This is a genomic window from Gulosibacter chungangensis (assembly GCF_008831155.1).
Taxonomy (GTDB): Bacteria; Actinomycetota; Actinomycetes; order Actinomycetales; family Microbacteriaceae; genus Gulosibacter; species Gulosibacter chungangensis.
The window spans coordinates 20191-34854 of record NZ_WBKB01000007.1; the positions used below are offsets into that span (position 1 = coordinate 20191).

General features: G+C 59.5%; 16 protein-coding genes. 2 read left to right on the forward strand and 14 right to left on the reverse strand.

Annotated features, from left to right (window positions below; genetic code table 11):
- Positions 1-11: 11 nt before the first annotated feature.
- From F8O05_RS11005 to infC, 6 genes are all read right to left on the reverse strand, one after another.
- Positions 12-878, reverse strand: a complete 867-nt coding sequence (locus tag F8O05_RS11005) for a glutamate ABC transporter substrate-binding protein (RefSeq protein ID WP_158052804.1) — start codon at positions 876-878, stop codon at positions 12-14.
- Positions 879-931: 53 nt separating this feature from the next.
- Complete coding sequence (locus F8O05_RS11010) at positions 932-1699, reverse strand: amino acid ABC transporter ATP-binding protein (protein ID WP_158052805.1); 768 nt, start codon at positions 1697-1699, stop codon at positions 932-934.
- A gap of 133 nt (positions 1700-1832) precedes the next feature.
- Positions 1833-2636: a TrmH family RNA methyltransferase gene (locus tag F8O05_RS11015; RefSeq protein WP_158052806.1), complete on the reverse strand. Its 804-nt coding sequence runs from the start codon at positions 2634-2636 to the stop codon at positions 1833-1835.
- Positions 2637-2723: 87 nt separating this feature from the next.
- A complete protein-coding gene (gene rplT, locus F8O05_RS11020) occupies positions 2724-3110 on the reverse strand; it encodes a 50S ribosomal protein L20 (RefSeq protein WP_158052807.1) in 387 nt (128 codons plus the stop codon).
- A gap of 51 nt (positions 3111-3161) precedes the next feature.
- Complete coding sequence (rpmI, locus tag F8O05_RS11025) at positions 3162-3356, reverse strand: 50S ribosomal protein L35 (RefSeq protein WP_158052808.1); 195 nt, start codon at positions 3354-3356, stop codon at positions 3162-3164.
- Positions 3356-4021: a translation initiation factor IF-3 gene (gene infC / locus F8O05_RS11030; protein WP_225735866.1), complete on the reverse strand. Its 666-nt coding sequence runs from the start codon at positions 4019-4021 to the stop codon at positions 3356-3358. Before infC ends, rpmI begins: the two co-directional genes overlap by 1 nt.
- 297 nt (positions 4022-4318) lie before the next feature.
- Between infC and F8O05_RS11035 the strand changes: the two genes are divergently transcribed.
- Positions 4319-4654, forward strand: coding sequence for a DUF1844 domain-containing protein (locus tag F8O05_RS11035; RefSeq protein ID WP_158052913.1), 336 nt, complete (start codon positions 4319-4321; stop codon positions 4652-4654).
- A gap of 62 nt (positions 4655-4716) precedes the next feature.
- On the opposite strand, the gene F8O05_RS11040 is transcribed toward F8O05_RS11035, so the two are convergent.
- The 7 genes from F8O05_RS11040 to F8O05_RS11070 form a co-directional block, all read right to left on the reverse strand.
- Positions 4717-7209: an HAD-IC family P-type ATPase gene (locus F8O05_RS11040; RefSeq protein WP_158052809.1), complete on the reverse strand. Its 2493-nt coding sequence runs from the start codon at positions 7207-7209 to the stop codon at positions 4717-4719.
- A 9-nt stretch (positions 7210-7218) separates the two neighbouring features.
- A complete protein-coding gene (locus F8O05_RS11045) occupies positions 7219-8073 on the reverse strand; it encodes an SseB family protein (protein ID WP_158052810.1) in 855 nt (284 codons plus the stop codon).
- Positions 8074-8090: 17 nt separating this feature from the next.
- A complete protein-coding gene (gene priA, locus F8O05_RS11050; protein ID WP_158052811.1) occupies positions 8091-8840 on the reverse strand; it encodes a bifunctional 1-(5-phosphoribosyl)-5-((5-phosphoribosylamino)methylideneamino)imidazole-4-carboxamide isomerase/phosphoribosylanthranilate isomerase PriA in 750 nt (249 codons plus the stop codon).
- 76 nt (positions 8841-8916) lie between these two features.
- Positions 8917-9657, reverse strand: a complete 741-nt coding sequence (locus F8O05_RS11055; RefSeq protein ID WP_158052812.1) for an imidazole glycerol phosphate synthase subunit HisH — start codon at positions 9655-9657, stop codon at positions 8917-8919.
- Positions 9654-10259, reverse strand: coding sequence for an imidazoleglycerol-phosphate dehydratase HisB (hisB, locus tag F8O05_RS15320; protein ID WP_158052813.1), 606 nt, complete (start codon positions 10257-10259; stop codon positions 9654-9656). Before hisB ends, F8O05_RS11055 begins: the two co-directional genes overlap by 4 nt.
- The gene (locus tag F8O05_RS11065; RefSeq protein WP_158052814.1) at positions 10256-11368 is read right to left on the reverse strand and encodes a histidinol-phosphate transaminase; all 1113 of its coding nucleotides are present in this window, start codon (positions 11366-11368) and stop codon (positions 10256-10258) included. Before F8O05_RS11065 ends, hisB begins: the two co-directional genes overlap by 4 nt.
- Positions 11369-11530: 162 nt before the next feature.
- Positions 11531-11899: a LysM peptidoglycan-binding domain-containing protein gene (locus tag F8O05_RS11070; protein WP_158052815.1), complete on the reverse strand. Its 369-nt coding sequence runs from the start codon at positions 11897-11899 to the stop codon at positions 11531-11533.
- Positions 11900-12200: 301 nt separating this feature from the next.
- On the opposite strand from F8O05_RS11070, the gene lexA reads away from it, so the two are divergent.
- Positions 12201-12839: a transcriptional repressor LexA gene (lexA, locus tag F8O05_RS11075; RefSeq protein WP_158052816.1), complete on the forward strand. Its 639-nt coding sequence runs from the start codon at positions 12201-12203 to the stop codon at positions 12837-12839.
- Positions 12840-12955: 116 nt separating this feature from the next.
- Here lexA and hflX read toward each other — a convergent pair whose 3' ends face one another.
- Positions 12956-14644, reverse strand: a complete 1689-nt coding sequence (gene hflX / locus F8O05_RS11080) for a GTPase HflX (RefSeq protein ID WP_158052817.1) — start codon at positions 14642-14644, stop codon at positions 12956-12958.
- Positions 14645-14664 lie beyond the last annotated feature (20 nt).

Sequence of the window (14664 nt, forward strand, 5' to 3'; positions counted from 1 at the left end):
CTACTTACCGACTAATAACGGTCGATCGTCGGTGGCTCCGGCAGTGCGAGGTTGTCGCCCACCGTGGAGGTCCAGGCTTCTTCCCAACGACCGTCGGTGAAGGATGCTTCGAGAGTGTCGTTAATGAAGGCTCGGAATTCGTCATCACCGAGGCTTAGTCCGATGCCATAGGGCTCTTCGGTGAAGGTGCCATCCACGACCTCAAACTCGCCATCATTTTGGTCCACGAGACCGGCAAGAATCACATTGTCCGTGGTCAGCGCATCCGCCTGGCCGGAACGGATCGGCTCAATGCAGTCGGAGTACTTATCCACGGTGATGATGTTGTCCGTGTATTCGCGAATATTGTCTTCCGAGGTAGACCCGGTCACCGTGCAGACTGTCGCATCACCGAGGGTGGTCGGGTCTGAGGTGATGCCCTTCGGGTTTCCGGAGGGCACCAGGAACGATTGTCCGGCGACATAGTACGGACCGGCGAAGTCAACGACTTCCTTACGCTCATCATTGATCGTGTAGGTCGCCACTACGATATCGACTTGACCGTCTTGGATGAATGGCTCTCGGTTTTGCGAAACCGTTTCCTTCCATTCGATATTTTCGGGAGCGATACCAAGTTCACCGGCAATGATCTTTGCAATTTCAACATCAAACCCCTCGGGATTTCCGTCAGGGCCCGACAGACCAAATAGCGGCTGGTCGAATTTCGTACCAACGGTAATTGTGCCGGCATCGGCAAGCGCCGCCATTGTGGTTCCCTCGGCAAATTCAGGGCTGTCGGCAACTTCGGGATCTGATCCCCCGCCACCTGCGCAACCGCTCAAGGCGAGGGCGGCAACCGCAGTGAGTGCAATTCCACTGAATGCTTTAGAAATCTTCACGAATACTCCTTTGTTCGAGACAGATACTGTGTTGTTGGTTAATGTGCGTCCGGTCAATTGGTCAGGATCTTCGAGAGGAAATCTTTCGCTCGATCAGACTTCGGCGAGGTGAAGAATTCGTCCGGTTGAGCCTCTTCGACAATGGCTCCTTGATCCATGAATATGACTCGATCGGCAGCCTTCCGCGCAAATCCCATTTCGTGTGTCACGACCACCATCGTCATGCCGTCACGTGCCAGCTCGATCATCACATCCAGCACCTCATTGATCATCTCTGGGTCGAGCGCCGAAGTTGGCTCATCGAGGAGGATTAGCTTCGGGTTCATGGCCAGTGATCGGGCAATGGCCACGCGTTGCTGCTGGCCACCCGAAAGCTGTGCGGGCATCTTATGCGCATGGGCCTCCACACCAACGCGCTTGAGCAATTCCATCGCACGCTTATTCGCGTCAGCCTTGGCTTGCTTGCGAACTTTGATCGGTGCCAGTGCCACGTTCTCAAGCACACTCTTGTGTGCAAAGAGGTTGAATGACTGGAACACCATTCCCACGTCGCTACGAAGCTTGGCTAGCCCCTTCCCTTCCTCGGGAAGCCGCTGGCCATCGATCAAGATCTCGCCCTCTTGGATTGTCTCAAGACGGTTTATCGAACGACAAAGCGTCGATTTACCGGACCCCGAGGGCCCAATTACCACGACTACTTCACCGCGCGCAACAGACGTATTGATGTCTTTGAGCACGTGATTCTCGCCGTACCACTTATTTACGCCGCGCATTTCGACCAGCGGTCGATCATTATTGGCGTCTTTGCCATCTTGCTGCATACGAGCAAGCTTATGGTTTACCAGGCCTTTTGTCAGCACTGCTCACCCAGGTTACGTATTCGTTACCGGAATGCACGAAGTCCACGCGAATTAGTCGGGAGAATTCGCGTGGACTTCGTCAGATTGCTACAAGTTAGGCAGTTCGTTGCGCAAATGCGCTTTCGTAAAGACAAACACTCGCCGCCGCAGCGAGATTCATCGATTCAGCCTGCCCGTATAGCGGAATAGCAAGCGAGGTGTCGCACTGCTTGACGAGTTCGGGAGCAAGTCCCCGCGCTTCATTCCCAAATACCCAAGCAGTCGGCCGTGCAAGCGTGCCGGACTGCCGAGCAGCCAGGAGATCCTCGCCACGAACGTCGGCGGCAATAACTTGCATCCCCGCCCCACGGGCACGCACCACCGCATCCTCGAATTCTGCTTCCACCGCAATGGGCAGGTGAAAGAGCGAACCGGTAGTCGAACGAACCACTTTCGAGTTGTAGAGGTCGACCGAGCGGCCCGTCAGCACAACGGCGTCCGCGCCAGCGGCATCAGCCACGCGAATAATCGTGCCGAGGTTTCCCGGGTCCCGCACTTCCTCCAGAATGGCCACGAGTTTGAGGTCGCCGTCGAAAAGTCGCTTGATTGCGGTCGGGAACTGTTTCGCGACTGCCACGATGCCCTGCGGGTTTCGGGTGTCAGACATCGCGTCAACGGCTTCTTCGCTCGCAAAGACCACTTCGATGCCAGCGTCCTCCGCAAGGGCGGCAACATCCCGATGGCGTTCATACGCCGTGGGAGTAGCAAAGAACTCCACAATCAAGTCCGGGCGGGCCATCAGTGCTTCTCTAACGGCCTGTGGCCCTTCGAGAACGAATTCGGCACGTTCGGTACGCACCGCCTTCTGTGACAGACGACGAACATCGCGAACTCGCTGATTTCGAGCGGACTCGATCATGTTTGAAAGCTCCTAGTGAGTAGGTTGGAAAAGCCTTGAGGGCGGCCGGCCCGGTGGGCTGGCCGCCCTCAAAGCGACAAGTTGGAACTACGCGGCGGCCTTCGGTGCCGAAGTGTCAGCCGGGAGAGCTGCCTTAGCCTGCTCAACGATCGCGGCGAAGGTTGCCGGCTCGTTTACGGCAAGCTCAGCGAGCATGCGACGGTCAACCTCGATGCCAGCCAGGTTCAGGCCCTGGATGAGACGGTTGTAGGTCAGGCCGTTGGCGCGCGACGCAGCGTTGATGCGCTGGATCCACAGGCGACGGAAGTCACCCTTGCGGTCCTTACGGTGGTCGTAGTTGTAGACAAACGAGTGGATGACCTGCTCTTTTGCCTTACGGTACAGACGCGAACGCTGACCGCGGTAACCGGATGCCTGGTCGAGGATTACGCGACGCTTCTTCTGGGCGTTGACCGCCCGCTTCACACGTGCCATTGCAGTGTTCTCCTAATAAAAATCTCGGGTGAAAAGTTTGGGAAGCTGTGGCTACTTGCCGAGCATCTTCTTGATGACCTTGGCGTCCTGCGGAGCGAGGACCTGGTCCTGGTTGAGGCGAGCCTTGCGGTGAGCGCTCTTAACCTCGAGGTTGTGGCGCATACCCGCCTGCTGCTTCATGATCTTGCCGCTGCCGGTGACCTTGAAGCGCTTCTTGGCACCCGAGTGGGTCTTCATCTTCGGCATCAGTTCTCCTTGGTTTCTTCTGATTCAGCCGCAGCGGATTCTGGTGCTGCGGAATGCTTTGCGGCCTTAGCCGCTTGCTTTTGCTCGTTACGGCGCGCGTTCTGCTGAGCCTTCGCCTCGGCCTTGTTCTTCTCCGGGGCGACGATCATCACCATGTTGCGACCGTCAAGCTTGGGACGGTTCTCGGCGTGGCCGTACTCGGCAACATCCTCAGCGAACTTCTGCAGGAGCTTGGCACCCATCTCCGGACGCGACTGCTCGCGACCACGGAACTGAATGATTGCCTTCACCTTGTCACCAGACTCGAGGAAGCCAACAGCCCGCTTGAGCTTGGTCTCGTAGTCATGGTCGTCAATCTTCAGACGGAAGCGCACCTCTTTGAGGGCAGTGTTTGCCTGGTTGCGACGAGCTTCCTTGGCCTTTTGAGCAGCCTCGTACTTGAACTTGCCGTAATCCATGATCTTGGCAACTGGAGGATTGCTATTCGGGGAAACTTCGACGAGATCGAGTTCAGCTTCCTGCGCGAGGCGCAGTGCCATATCGATTTTGACGACACCGACCTGCTCACCACTCGGGCCGACTAGTCGGACCTCGCGTGCGCGGATTCGGTCATTGGTGCGGGGTTCGCTGATGGATGACTCCTTTGCTCGTGTGTGCGTAATCACTAGCTGTGAACTACTTCACCGGGGTGGACAAAAGAACTCACCTCACCGGCGCTGACCGTCGCAATTGTTGCCGACGTCATCACACACGGCTACCAGACCGTAAATAATCTGGCGGCAGACCCGGTAACCTTGAGCGGTAAGCGCGGGTGGGACGAATCCTCTTTGTCATTGAAGCTTGCTCTGCAAACTCCAGCGCCCAGCTTATCAGAGTTTCACCCGAAAGGAACAATCCCCTTGACCGAATCGCACACGCATCCCGAGGAACAGTCCGCGGACGACGAGCACAAGTATGCATTCATGGCTGATCAGCTGGACGAGCAATTGCGGGACATCGCAGAGGTGCCGGCTGTTGAATTGATCACCACCGTGGCCGTTCACCTTATGAGCGCCTCCGCAATTAACCTCGGGCTCGGTGAGGAAGGGGAGGAAACTCTCGATCTGGATGAGGCCCGCAAGCTGATCCAGGCACTCGCTGGCCTCATCACGGCATCCCTCCCCCACCTGGGTGACCACCACGCCCGACCGCTGCGTGATGGGTTGCGGTCGCTGCAACTCGCATTCCGCGAGGCCTCGACAGTACCCGACCCGATCGGCAAGGGCCCCGGTGAGGATCTCACTGGACCGGTCTTCTAAACCGACGGTTCTGAAAGGGCCTGGATTGCTCTGCACGATCCAGGCCCTCTTCGTTGCCCGGATTAGGCGTCCGGCATGCTGCTTTGCTTCGGCGCAAGCGAATTCTCGGCAAGTTCGCGAGCCGCCACGCGCATTCGCCATTGACCGTGCAGTTCGAGCGCCAGGCAACCAAGCACACAGGTGACTCCGACTGCCCACAGCACCGGTGCATCCGGCCAGGCGAAGCCGAAGAACCACACGGTGATCGGCAGGTAGAGCGACACAATGAGCACGCTCACACTGCCGACTATGACTACTGCCAGGATCGGGCGGAACGGTCGGCACACCAGTCCGAGTACCCAAAGGCTCAAGACAGCCAACACGAGGGATGCCGCGGTCTGTTGCTGCGAAGTGGACTGCTCGAACAGTAAGCCCACAGTGACAACCGCAATCACCCCGAGGGTGATGATGATTCCGGCAGGCAGCGCGAACGCCACGGCACGTCGGAAGAACCCGGTGAGGTATCGACGAGTATTGGGCAGCAGCGCCAGGACGAAGGCGGGCAGGCCGATCGAAATGCCATCGAGAAATGACATTTGTCGCGGCTCGAAGGGGTATCGCCATAGGAGTAGCCCGAAAATTATCGCGATCAAGATCGCCCAGGCGGTCTTCGACAGGTAGAGCATCGATAGCCGCTCGACATTGGCGATCGCTTTGCGCCCTTCAAGCACGACATCCGGCAAGGCTTGAAACTGATTGTCGAGCAGCGTCAAGCGCGAAACCGCTCGCGAGGCGCCCGAACCATTTCCCATCGCAATACCGAGATCGGCTTCTTTCAGGGCCAGCACGTCGTTCACGCCATCCCCCGTCATCGCGACGACGTGACCGCGCGACTGCAGCGCCCGAACCATCTCACGCTTCTGCGTAGGACTCACCCGGCCGAATACGCGATTGTTTGTCATCGCGTCAGTGAGCCCCTCACCGTTTTCAGGCAGGCTGCGGGCATCCAATCCCCGTTCCTGTGGCTCAATGAGTCCAACTTGCCGCGCCACGGCCGTAACGGTGCGGGGGTCATCGCCCGAGATAATGCGCAAGTCGACTCCCTCTTCGAGGAAGTACCGAACCGTCTGGGCAGCATCGCTGCGGATGCGTTCGCGCAAGGTGAGAATCAACACACCGCGCCGGTCCTCCGGCAGCCACTGTGCCTTCGCGCGCTCATGAGTGAGCTCTTGCCGCGAGTAACACAGCGCGAGGATGCGCAGCCCGGTATCCGCGAGTTCTGCTGTCTGCTCGAGCAACTCGTCATCCAAGCCCTTGCGCAGAATGACATCCGGCCCACCCAATACCCAGGTGCCCGGCGCTTGATCATGCGCCAGCGCGATCGCCGACCATTTTCGCTGCGAGGTGAATGGGATCTCGCGCAGAATCGGTTTCGCGAGCGAGCTTGGATAGCCACTCGCAAAGCTCGCGGCCGTCGCGTTTGCACCCTCATCGGCAGCCATGGATGCCAGGGCCAGTTCCCAGCCAGCAGGTTGCTCGCGCCCGAAACCGAGCCCGGGCGCTAGGTGCGTTTCGTGATACGTCACCCCGCCTTCGGTGAGTGTGCCCGTCTTGTCGAAACAGAGGACATCCACGCGGGCAAGACCCTCGACAGCGTGCAGCTCCTGTACCAGCACTTGCTGTTTGCCGAGCTTCAGGGCACCAGCAGCAAATGCCACGGAAGTCATCAGGAGCAAACCCAGTGGCACCATGGCGATCGCTGCCGCCACCGCACCGACAGCCGCATCCCGCCAGGCGCCCGAGGTGAACGCGAGTTCCCAGCCGCCAAACGCTTGAATCTGACCGTTGACGACGATCAGCATCACTGGGAAGAGCAGCCAGGCAACGATCCGCAAGACTCGGTTGAGACCGTTGCGGATCTCGGAGTTGACGAGCGAAAACCGCTTCGCTTCGGCCGTAAGCTTCGCCGCAAACGAGTCCGCGCCGATTTTCTCGAGGACCGCGGTGCCCGATCCTGCCACAACGCTGGCTCCTGAGAGGAGCGCATCCCCCGCGACTTTGTCGACGGCGTCTTCCTCCCCGGTCAACAGGGACTCATCGAGTTGCAGCCCGAAAGCGGTCTGTACGCGTGCATCGGCGGGAATCTGGTCTCCCGCTTTTACACTGATGAGGTCGCCGATGACGAGTTCTTCTCGGCGTAGTTCGAGAAGTTGGCCATCACGATAGGCATGTGCGTGCGGTGCGTGCAGCACCCGAAGGTTGTCGAGCTGACGCTTTGCGGAATACTCCTGCCAGACCCCGATGATGGAGTTCGCCACCGCGGAGAAACCAAATACGGCATCCTGCCAACGGCCCATAATCGCCAAGAGTGCGAAGCAGGCCACAACAATGCCGTTGAACAATGTGAACACATTCGATCGGAGAATTCCCCAGATCGACCGACTCGAATTGCTCGGAACGATATTGCTCCCGAATTGAGCGCGGGACCTTGCCACGTCCTCCGCCGAAAGTCCTCGCGGCACTACGACGCCATCAGCGCTAGCTGGCGGCGGAAACTCCGAACGTTCGGCAGTCATTGCTTGAGACTAGCCAGCGTTGCGGCGTCGGAACAGTCCTGGTTTGCGACGAGTCTTCTTGTCGGTTTTGGTCGGCTCGGTGGAAACTCGATCGACGCGCAGGCCAAGCGAGTCGACCCGCTCCACCAATTCTGAGTTCCCCGCCAAGGCCGACCGCACGTTCGTGACGACACTGCCCACGCTTGCCTCGTCCAAGTCAGCAGCAACGTGGAGCGCGATCAACAGTTCCGGTCCGGCGAACACGCACTGCGGGTCCCCCGGTAGCAGATCAATTCCGAGCAGGCGCGGTTCGATGCCCAGGAGCGTTTGCGCCTGTTTCAGCACCTCCGGATCGCGCCAAGGTAACTCGTAGTCAGCAGCTTGCGATATCGCCCAAACGGCCGGCCGACGGACGGCAAATTCCGTCTCCGGGCTTCCCGGGTCGAGGATGAGCAGGTCGTTGTGTTCTTCGACCGCGGCGAGGGCTGCACGGCGGGAATCGACCGGTATCGGCCGGGCGCTTGCATCCCATCGTTGCATCGCTTCCACTGAGGAGAACACTGGAACAATGCCGCGGCCATCCGGGGCTTTCACCGTCACGATCGACAGGTCAGCGGATTTATCCACCTTGATGCCCTGGTCATTGATACCTTCTTCGCCGAGTTCGGCGATGAGCGGCACGAGCAGTCGGGTGTCCCGAAGCGCGTCGACGACCTCGACGGGCGAGCCATCGCCAGCGCGCAATTTGGCGAGTGCCTCCGCAAGTTCAGCCGGTGCCGTGCCGTCATCGTTCTGCCAGGGGTTCTCGCTGAACGTGCGACCCGCCCACGGTTGGCCTGCCGAGTCGGCAAGCCCACCGTGGAGGTGCGGAGGAATCTCGACCATGCTCTAAACCTCGCTGCCTAGTGGCCAGCTACGTCGAGGGCTTCGCGCAGGGTGAAGGCTTTCGAGTACAGCGCTTTGCCGATGATTGCGCCTTCGACCCCGAGCGGCACGAGTTCGCGCAGTGCAGCGATGTCATCGAGGCTAGAAATACCACCGGATGCGATGACCGGGCGGTCAGTGCGCTCAGTGATGCTGCGCAGCAGGTCCAGGTTCGGGCCCTTGAGCGTGCCATCCTTGGTGACGTCGGTTACGACGTACCGCGAGCAATCTGCTGCTTCGAGTCGGTCCAGAACTTCCCAGAGGTCGCCGGCGTCCTTGGTCCAGCCGCGCGCCGCGAGCGTAGTGCCACGCACATCAAGCCCCACTGCGATGAGTTCGCCGTAGCTGTTGATGACGCTTGCTGCCCATTCGGGATTTTCCAGGGCAGCGGTACCGAGGTTTACCCGCTTGACGCCCATCTCTACGGCTTCTTCAAGCGACTCGTCATCGCGAATTCCGCCGGAGAGCTCAACCTGGACATCCTCGCCGAAGGCTTCCACGAGGCGACGAATCACCTGGCGGTTATTGCCGGTGCCGAATGCTGCATCAAGGTCGACGAGGTGAATCCATTCCGCGCCCTGCTCAATCCACTGGCTCGCCGCGTCCACCGGGTCACCGTACGCGGTGGCCGAGTCGGCTTCACCCTGGACCAAACGAACCGCTTTGCCGTCCTTGACATCGATCGCCGGGAACAGCGTCAAAGCTGGCGAATCGTTGAATTCACTCACTGAAAATCCTTGGTTAGAAAGTGTGTATGCAGCGTGAACGCTGACCGCACCAGCGTAGTGGTGCGGCGAGCGCCGGTCAAAGTGTTCCGAGCCAATTGCGAAGCAGCTGGATACCAGCGCTGCCAGACTTCTCGGGGTGGAATTGCGTCGCGGTTAGCGGCCCGTTTTCAACCGCAGCGAGGAAGCGTTCTCCGTATGTTGAATACGTGAGTTTGATGGGCACGCTGTGGGGCAGCACCTCGTCTAGCACCAATTCGGTCGCGGCGAAGGAGTGCACGAAATAGAAGCGTTCGTCTTCGATACCGGCAAACAGCTCGCTGCCAGGCGCTGCCTCGATCTGGCTCCAGCCGATGTGTGGCAGGCGTTCCGCATGTAATTGACGAACCACGCCGGGCCATTGCTCCAGGCCTGCCGTACCGGGAGCGGTAACTTCGGTTTCTTCGTCCCACCAGAAGGAATCTGCGTTTGCGGCGTGGACTCGTTCGAACTCTACGGTTTCGGTGACTACCGGCCCTGCGGCTTCGTCCGCGCCCTCAAGACCCCGATCAAACATGATCTGCATGCCCACGCAAATACCCATGACGGCTCGACCGCCAGCAAGTCGCTGGTCAATAATGCGAGGTCCGTGAGCTTGGTTCAGGCCCTCCATGACGCTCGAAAAGCTTCCCACACCAGGCACAAGGAGCCCGTCAGCGGCGAGCGCCACCTCTGGATCCTTAGAGAGCGTCACATCGGCACCCGCATACTCCAGTGCCTTGGCTGCGGAGTGAACATTACCGAAGCCGTAGTCGAAGACGACGACATTCGGTCGGCTCACAGGGCGCCCTTAGTCGAGGGAACGCCGTCTACTTCGGGGTCGCGTCGCTTGGCTGCCCGGAATGCTCGAGCAAAGGCCTTGAATTCAGCTTCGGCGATGTGGTGCGGATCACGCCCTTCGAGCACGCGGATGTGCACGGTCAGTCCGGCGTGGAAGGTGATTGCTTCAAACACGTGGCGGACCATTGAGCCGGTGAAGTGACCACCGATTCGGTGCAATTCGAAGCCTGCGGGTTCACCGGTGTGCACCAGGTACGGGCGGCCGGATACGTCGACAACGCACTGGACGAGCGCCTCGTCAAGCGGAACCAGAGCGTCACCGTAGCGACCGATGCCGCGCTTGTCTCCCAATGCCTCGCGGATCGCTTCGCCGAGCACGATGGCGGTGTCTTCGATCGTGTGGTGCTCGTCAATGTGAATATCGCCGGTAGCTCGCACCGTGAGATCGGTCAGTGAGTGCTTCGCGAAAGCGGTGAGCATGTGGTCGTAGAACGGGACCGAGGTGTTGATGTCTGCTTTGCCTGTGCCGTCGAGGTTTACCGTCACCTCGACCGTGGACTCGCTCGTTTGGCGCGTCTTTGTGGCGATTCGTGCGTCAGTCATCGTACTGCCTCCTGGGCTTGCAGTTCGGGGCGTTCGCGAGTAATTTCAGCGAGCGCTTCAAGGAATAGCGTGGTCTCTTCCTCGGTACCGGCGGTAACGCGAAGGCAACCGGGAATGCCGACATCCCGGATGAGGATGCTTCGGCGGTAGAACTCTTCAAACATGGCGGCTTGGTCTGATACGCCACCGAACAGGACAAAGTTGGACGCAGATGGGTAGACCCGATACCCGAGGGCGGCGATTTCTTCTACGAGGCGATCACGCTGTCCTCGGATGAGGTCAACCTGCGACAGCATGACCTCGCTGTAGTCGAGCGCCCCGCAGGCGGCCGCTTGGGTGATCGCCGACAGGTGGTACGGCAAGCGAACCAGTCGAACGGCGTCAGTGATCACCGGATCTGCCGCGAAGTATCCGAGTCGAGCTCCCGCATAGGCAAATGCCTTGGACATGGTGCGGGAGATGATTAGCCGCGGGCGTCCCGGTAGCAGTTCGAGGGCCGAGGGCATGCCGTCGGGCCGGAACTCACCGTAGGCCTCGTCGACAATTACGATTCCTTCACTCGCCTCGTAGGCAGCCTGGATGGTCTCCAGCGATAGTGCGGTACCGGTGGGGTTGTTTGGGCTACAGAGAATGAGGACATCAGGCTTGTGCTCCGCAACGGCGTTGCGCGCTGTGTCCGGAGAAATTTCAAAATCACCGTCGCGCTCTGCAGCGATATACGTACTGCCAACGCCCTGCGTCAGCAAGGGATACATCGAATACGTAGGAGTAAAGCCCATGACTGTGCGACCGGGGCCAGCAAACACCTGCAGCAGCTGCTGCAGGACCTCATTGGAACCGTTTGCCGCCCACACCTGGTCTGCGGTGATGCCGTGACCGAGATATTTCGCGAGCTTCTCGCGAAGCACGGTGAATTCGCGATCCGGGTATCGGTTGAGCCCGGGCAAGGCAAGTGCGATCTGCTGAATCACATGGGTTGCCACCTCTTCGGGAACGGGGTACGGGTTTTCGTTTACATTGATCGAAACCCGAACCTGCTCCTGCGGCGCACCATATGGACTGAGGCCGCGCAGGTCATCACGAAGTGGTAGCTCATCTAGGGAAGTCACCGCTCCATCTTAGACGGGCTACGCGGGGCGATTACGACTGGCTCCGCCCCTCGCCTATGCCCTGAGCGAATCCATCAACGGCTGGCGCGCCGAACTCAGCTAAATCAGCAGCGCTCAGTCAAAGCATCCGCGCGCTGGCGGACCAACAACCGATGACCCCGGTCAGAGATTAGGCAGCGCCAGCTGCTGACCAGCCTGGAGCGATGAGCTGGAAAGACCATTCAACCGCTGAATCTCGCTCACAACGTCCCGCACGTCATATGTGTCGTGCCCGTGCGAGGCCACCAGATCCGATGCAATATCCCAAAGCGATTCGCCCGCCAACACGGTGTGTACTTCGAACTGCTCATACACACCGCCGGCCACGACAGCTTCATCACCCGCGAAGGCCGCTGGCAGCTGAGAGATGCCAATACCTATGCCAAGACCGATCGGCGCGAACAGCATTGCTGCCACGAGGCGTCGACCCCGCACCGTGAGCTTCAGCCCAGCATTGCGACGGCCACTGCCATTGAGCGAGATTGCAGTCATGAGGTTCTCCCTTCGGATGCTCGACTTCTCAGGTTTGAGAACCCGAACTAAATTCGATCGAAGAACCCAACTAGAATTCTTCGAACTACCGTTTCGAATTACCGTTCCGAACAGTCGTTCTAAGCGTATCCTCGAACATTCAACACCGCAAGGTTTTCTTCGAAGTGAATTTTCCAACACGCTCGAATATCTGTTTGAACTTTTACTTAAGTCCCAGTAGAGTCAGAAGCAACACAAGGAGAAGACCACGAGCCTCCGACATCCGGCGGCCCTTCCCTGGTAACAAGCCGAGGAGCCCGAATTGAAGCCGACCATTAAGCCCCTCACAAAAAAGCAGGAAGCGATCATTGGCTACATTGCCGATCACATGGGTCGCCATGGCTTTGCGCCCACCATTCGAGAGATTGGTGATGCCGTAGGCCTGGCAAGTTCATCTTCGGTATCGCATCAGCTTGCGCAACTTGAGAAGCACGGCTACCTGCGCCGGAATTCGAACCAGGCCCGAACAATCGAGCTGCTGTACCAGCCGCAGACGGCCGAGACCACCGAAGAACGAGTGCCAGCAGAAACGGCGCTCATTCCGCTCGTGGGCCGTATCGCTGCCGGTGTGCCGATCACTGCCGATCAGCAAGTGCAAGATGTTATGCCGGTTCCCCGCCAATTGGTGGGGCTTGGCGATCTATTCATGCTTGAAGTCTCTGGCGATTCGATGACAGATGCCGCCATCTGCGATGGCGACTGGGTTGTTGTGCGCGAGCAAAAAACCGCCCAGAACGGCGAAATTGTCGCCGCCATGCTCGATGGTGAAGCCACAGTGAAAGTGCTCCGTCAACGCGACGGCCACACCTGGCTACTCCCCCGCAACACCGCCTACGAGCCCATCTTGGGTGATGAAGCAGAGATCCTCGGTCGCGTGGTTGCCGTCATGCGCTCGATCTAGACGCCCCATACCTACCCGAAGCGGGCCCTTCCCAAAATTGGGCCTACCCAAAAGCGGGCCGGGAGGAAGCGAAATACTTCTTCCCGGCCCGCTTCGCCGTTACCGAGCGTGACGGCCTAATTCTGCTCCCGGCGCGGCAACTCAAGCTTGCGCTCTACCTTCGTCTCCGGCTCGAGATTCGGTTTGTGTCGCACATTCGGGCGTCGCCGTTCCGGTGCAGCGGCACCGCCAACACGGAACGGCTCCACCAGTCCGAGTTGATCTGGATGCACCCGGGCGTGCAGGTGCGTGCCATCCGCCTCGTGAGATTCCGAAAGCACGCCACCTTCATCGTGCAAAAACGAGACGATGTCCCCGCGGCTATAGGGGACGACGAGGTCCACCTCAACCTCCGCGACCGGGACCATCTGCGCGATGCGATCAAGCAGTTCCTCGATACCCTCGCCGGTGCGAGCCGAGACAAATACCGAGTTCGGTTCCAGCCCACGCAGTGCGATCTCAGTGTCACCATCGATTAAGTCGGCCTTGTTAAACACGATCAGCTCGGGGATGTGCCGCGAATCGATTTCTCCGATTACCTCGCGAACGGTCTGAATCTGACCGGCCGGATCCGGGTGCGCCGCATCCACCACGTGCACGAGCACATCTGCGTCAGCGACCTCTTCGAGCGTCGAACGAAAAGCCTCGACCAATTGGTGCGGCAAGTTCCTCACGAAGCCAACGGTATCCGCCAGTGTGTACGGGCGGCCGTCTGGAGTTTCCGTGCGGCGGACGGTTGCGTCCAGGGTTGCAAACAGTTGGTTCTCAACCAGCACACCGGCGCGCGTAATTCGGTTGAGGAGCGAAGATTTCCCGGCGTTCGTGTAGCCCGCAATCGCCACCGCGGGGACGAGGTTTCGATCCCGTCGAGCACGTTTGGTGTCGCGCGCCGTCTTCATTCCGGCAATCTCACGACGCAGTTTCGCCATCCGGGTATGGATGCGGCGACGGTCCAGTTCGATTTTCGTCTCACCTGGACCACGCGAACCCATACCGGCTCCCGCTGAACCCACCTGTCCACCGGCCTGGCGAGACATCGACTCACCCCAACCGCGAAGTCGCGGCAAGAGGTAGGACAGCTGCGCGAGTTCGACTTGCGCCTTACCCTCACGGCTCTTCGCGTGCTGACTAAAAATGTCGAGAATAACCGCGGTGCGGTCAATCACCTTGACCTTGACAACATCCTCGAGGGCGCGGCGCTGGGAGGGTGCAAGCTCGGTGTCAGCCACCACCGTGTCGGCCCCGGTCTCCGCCACGATCTCAGCAAGTTCACCCGCTTTACCCCGCCCCAGATACGTGGCCGGATCCGGATATGGGCGCCGCTGCAGCAAGCCTTCCAGGACCCGAGCCCCGGCCGTCTCACACAGCGCTGCCAGCTCCTGAAGTGAGGTTTCGCCGTCCTGCTGCGAACCGGCTGGATACACACCGATGAGCACGACATTCTCGAGCCGAACCTGACGGTTTTCGACTTCGGTAACGTCTTCAAGTTCGGTGGAAAGGCTCTCTACGAACTGCAATGAGCGACGCTCTTCACGCTCAAGCTGCAGGCCATCAACCTGCTCGTCATACGAGGTGTGACGGTCATCTTGCAAGGCCTCAGCGCGTCCCTGTCGGAAGGAACTCGGCGGTTGCGGAGCTTGCCGGAATACGGTCGTGCTGTCCCGTTCGGACTCGCCGCGGGCAAGCACTCGGTCGACGATTGCGTCGTTGCGGTCGTCAGATTCAGGTCGAGCGTGGTCTCGGGAGTCATTTACGTCATTGAGCATGTTCGATCAATCCTAGTCCC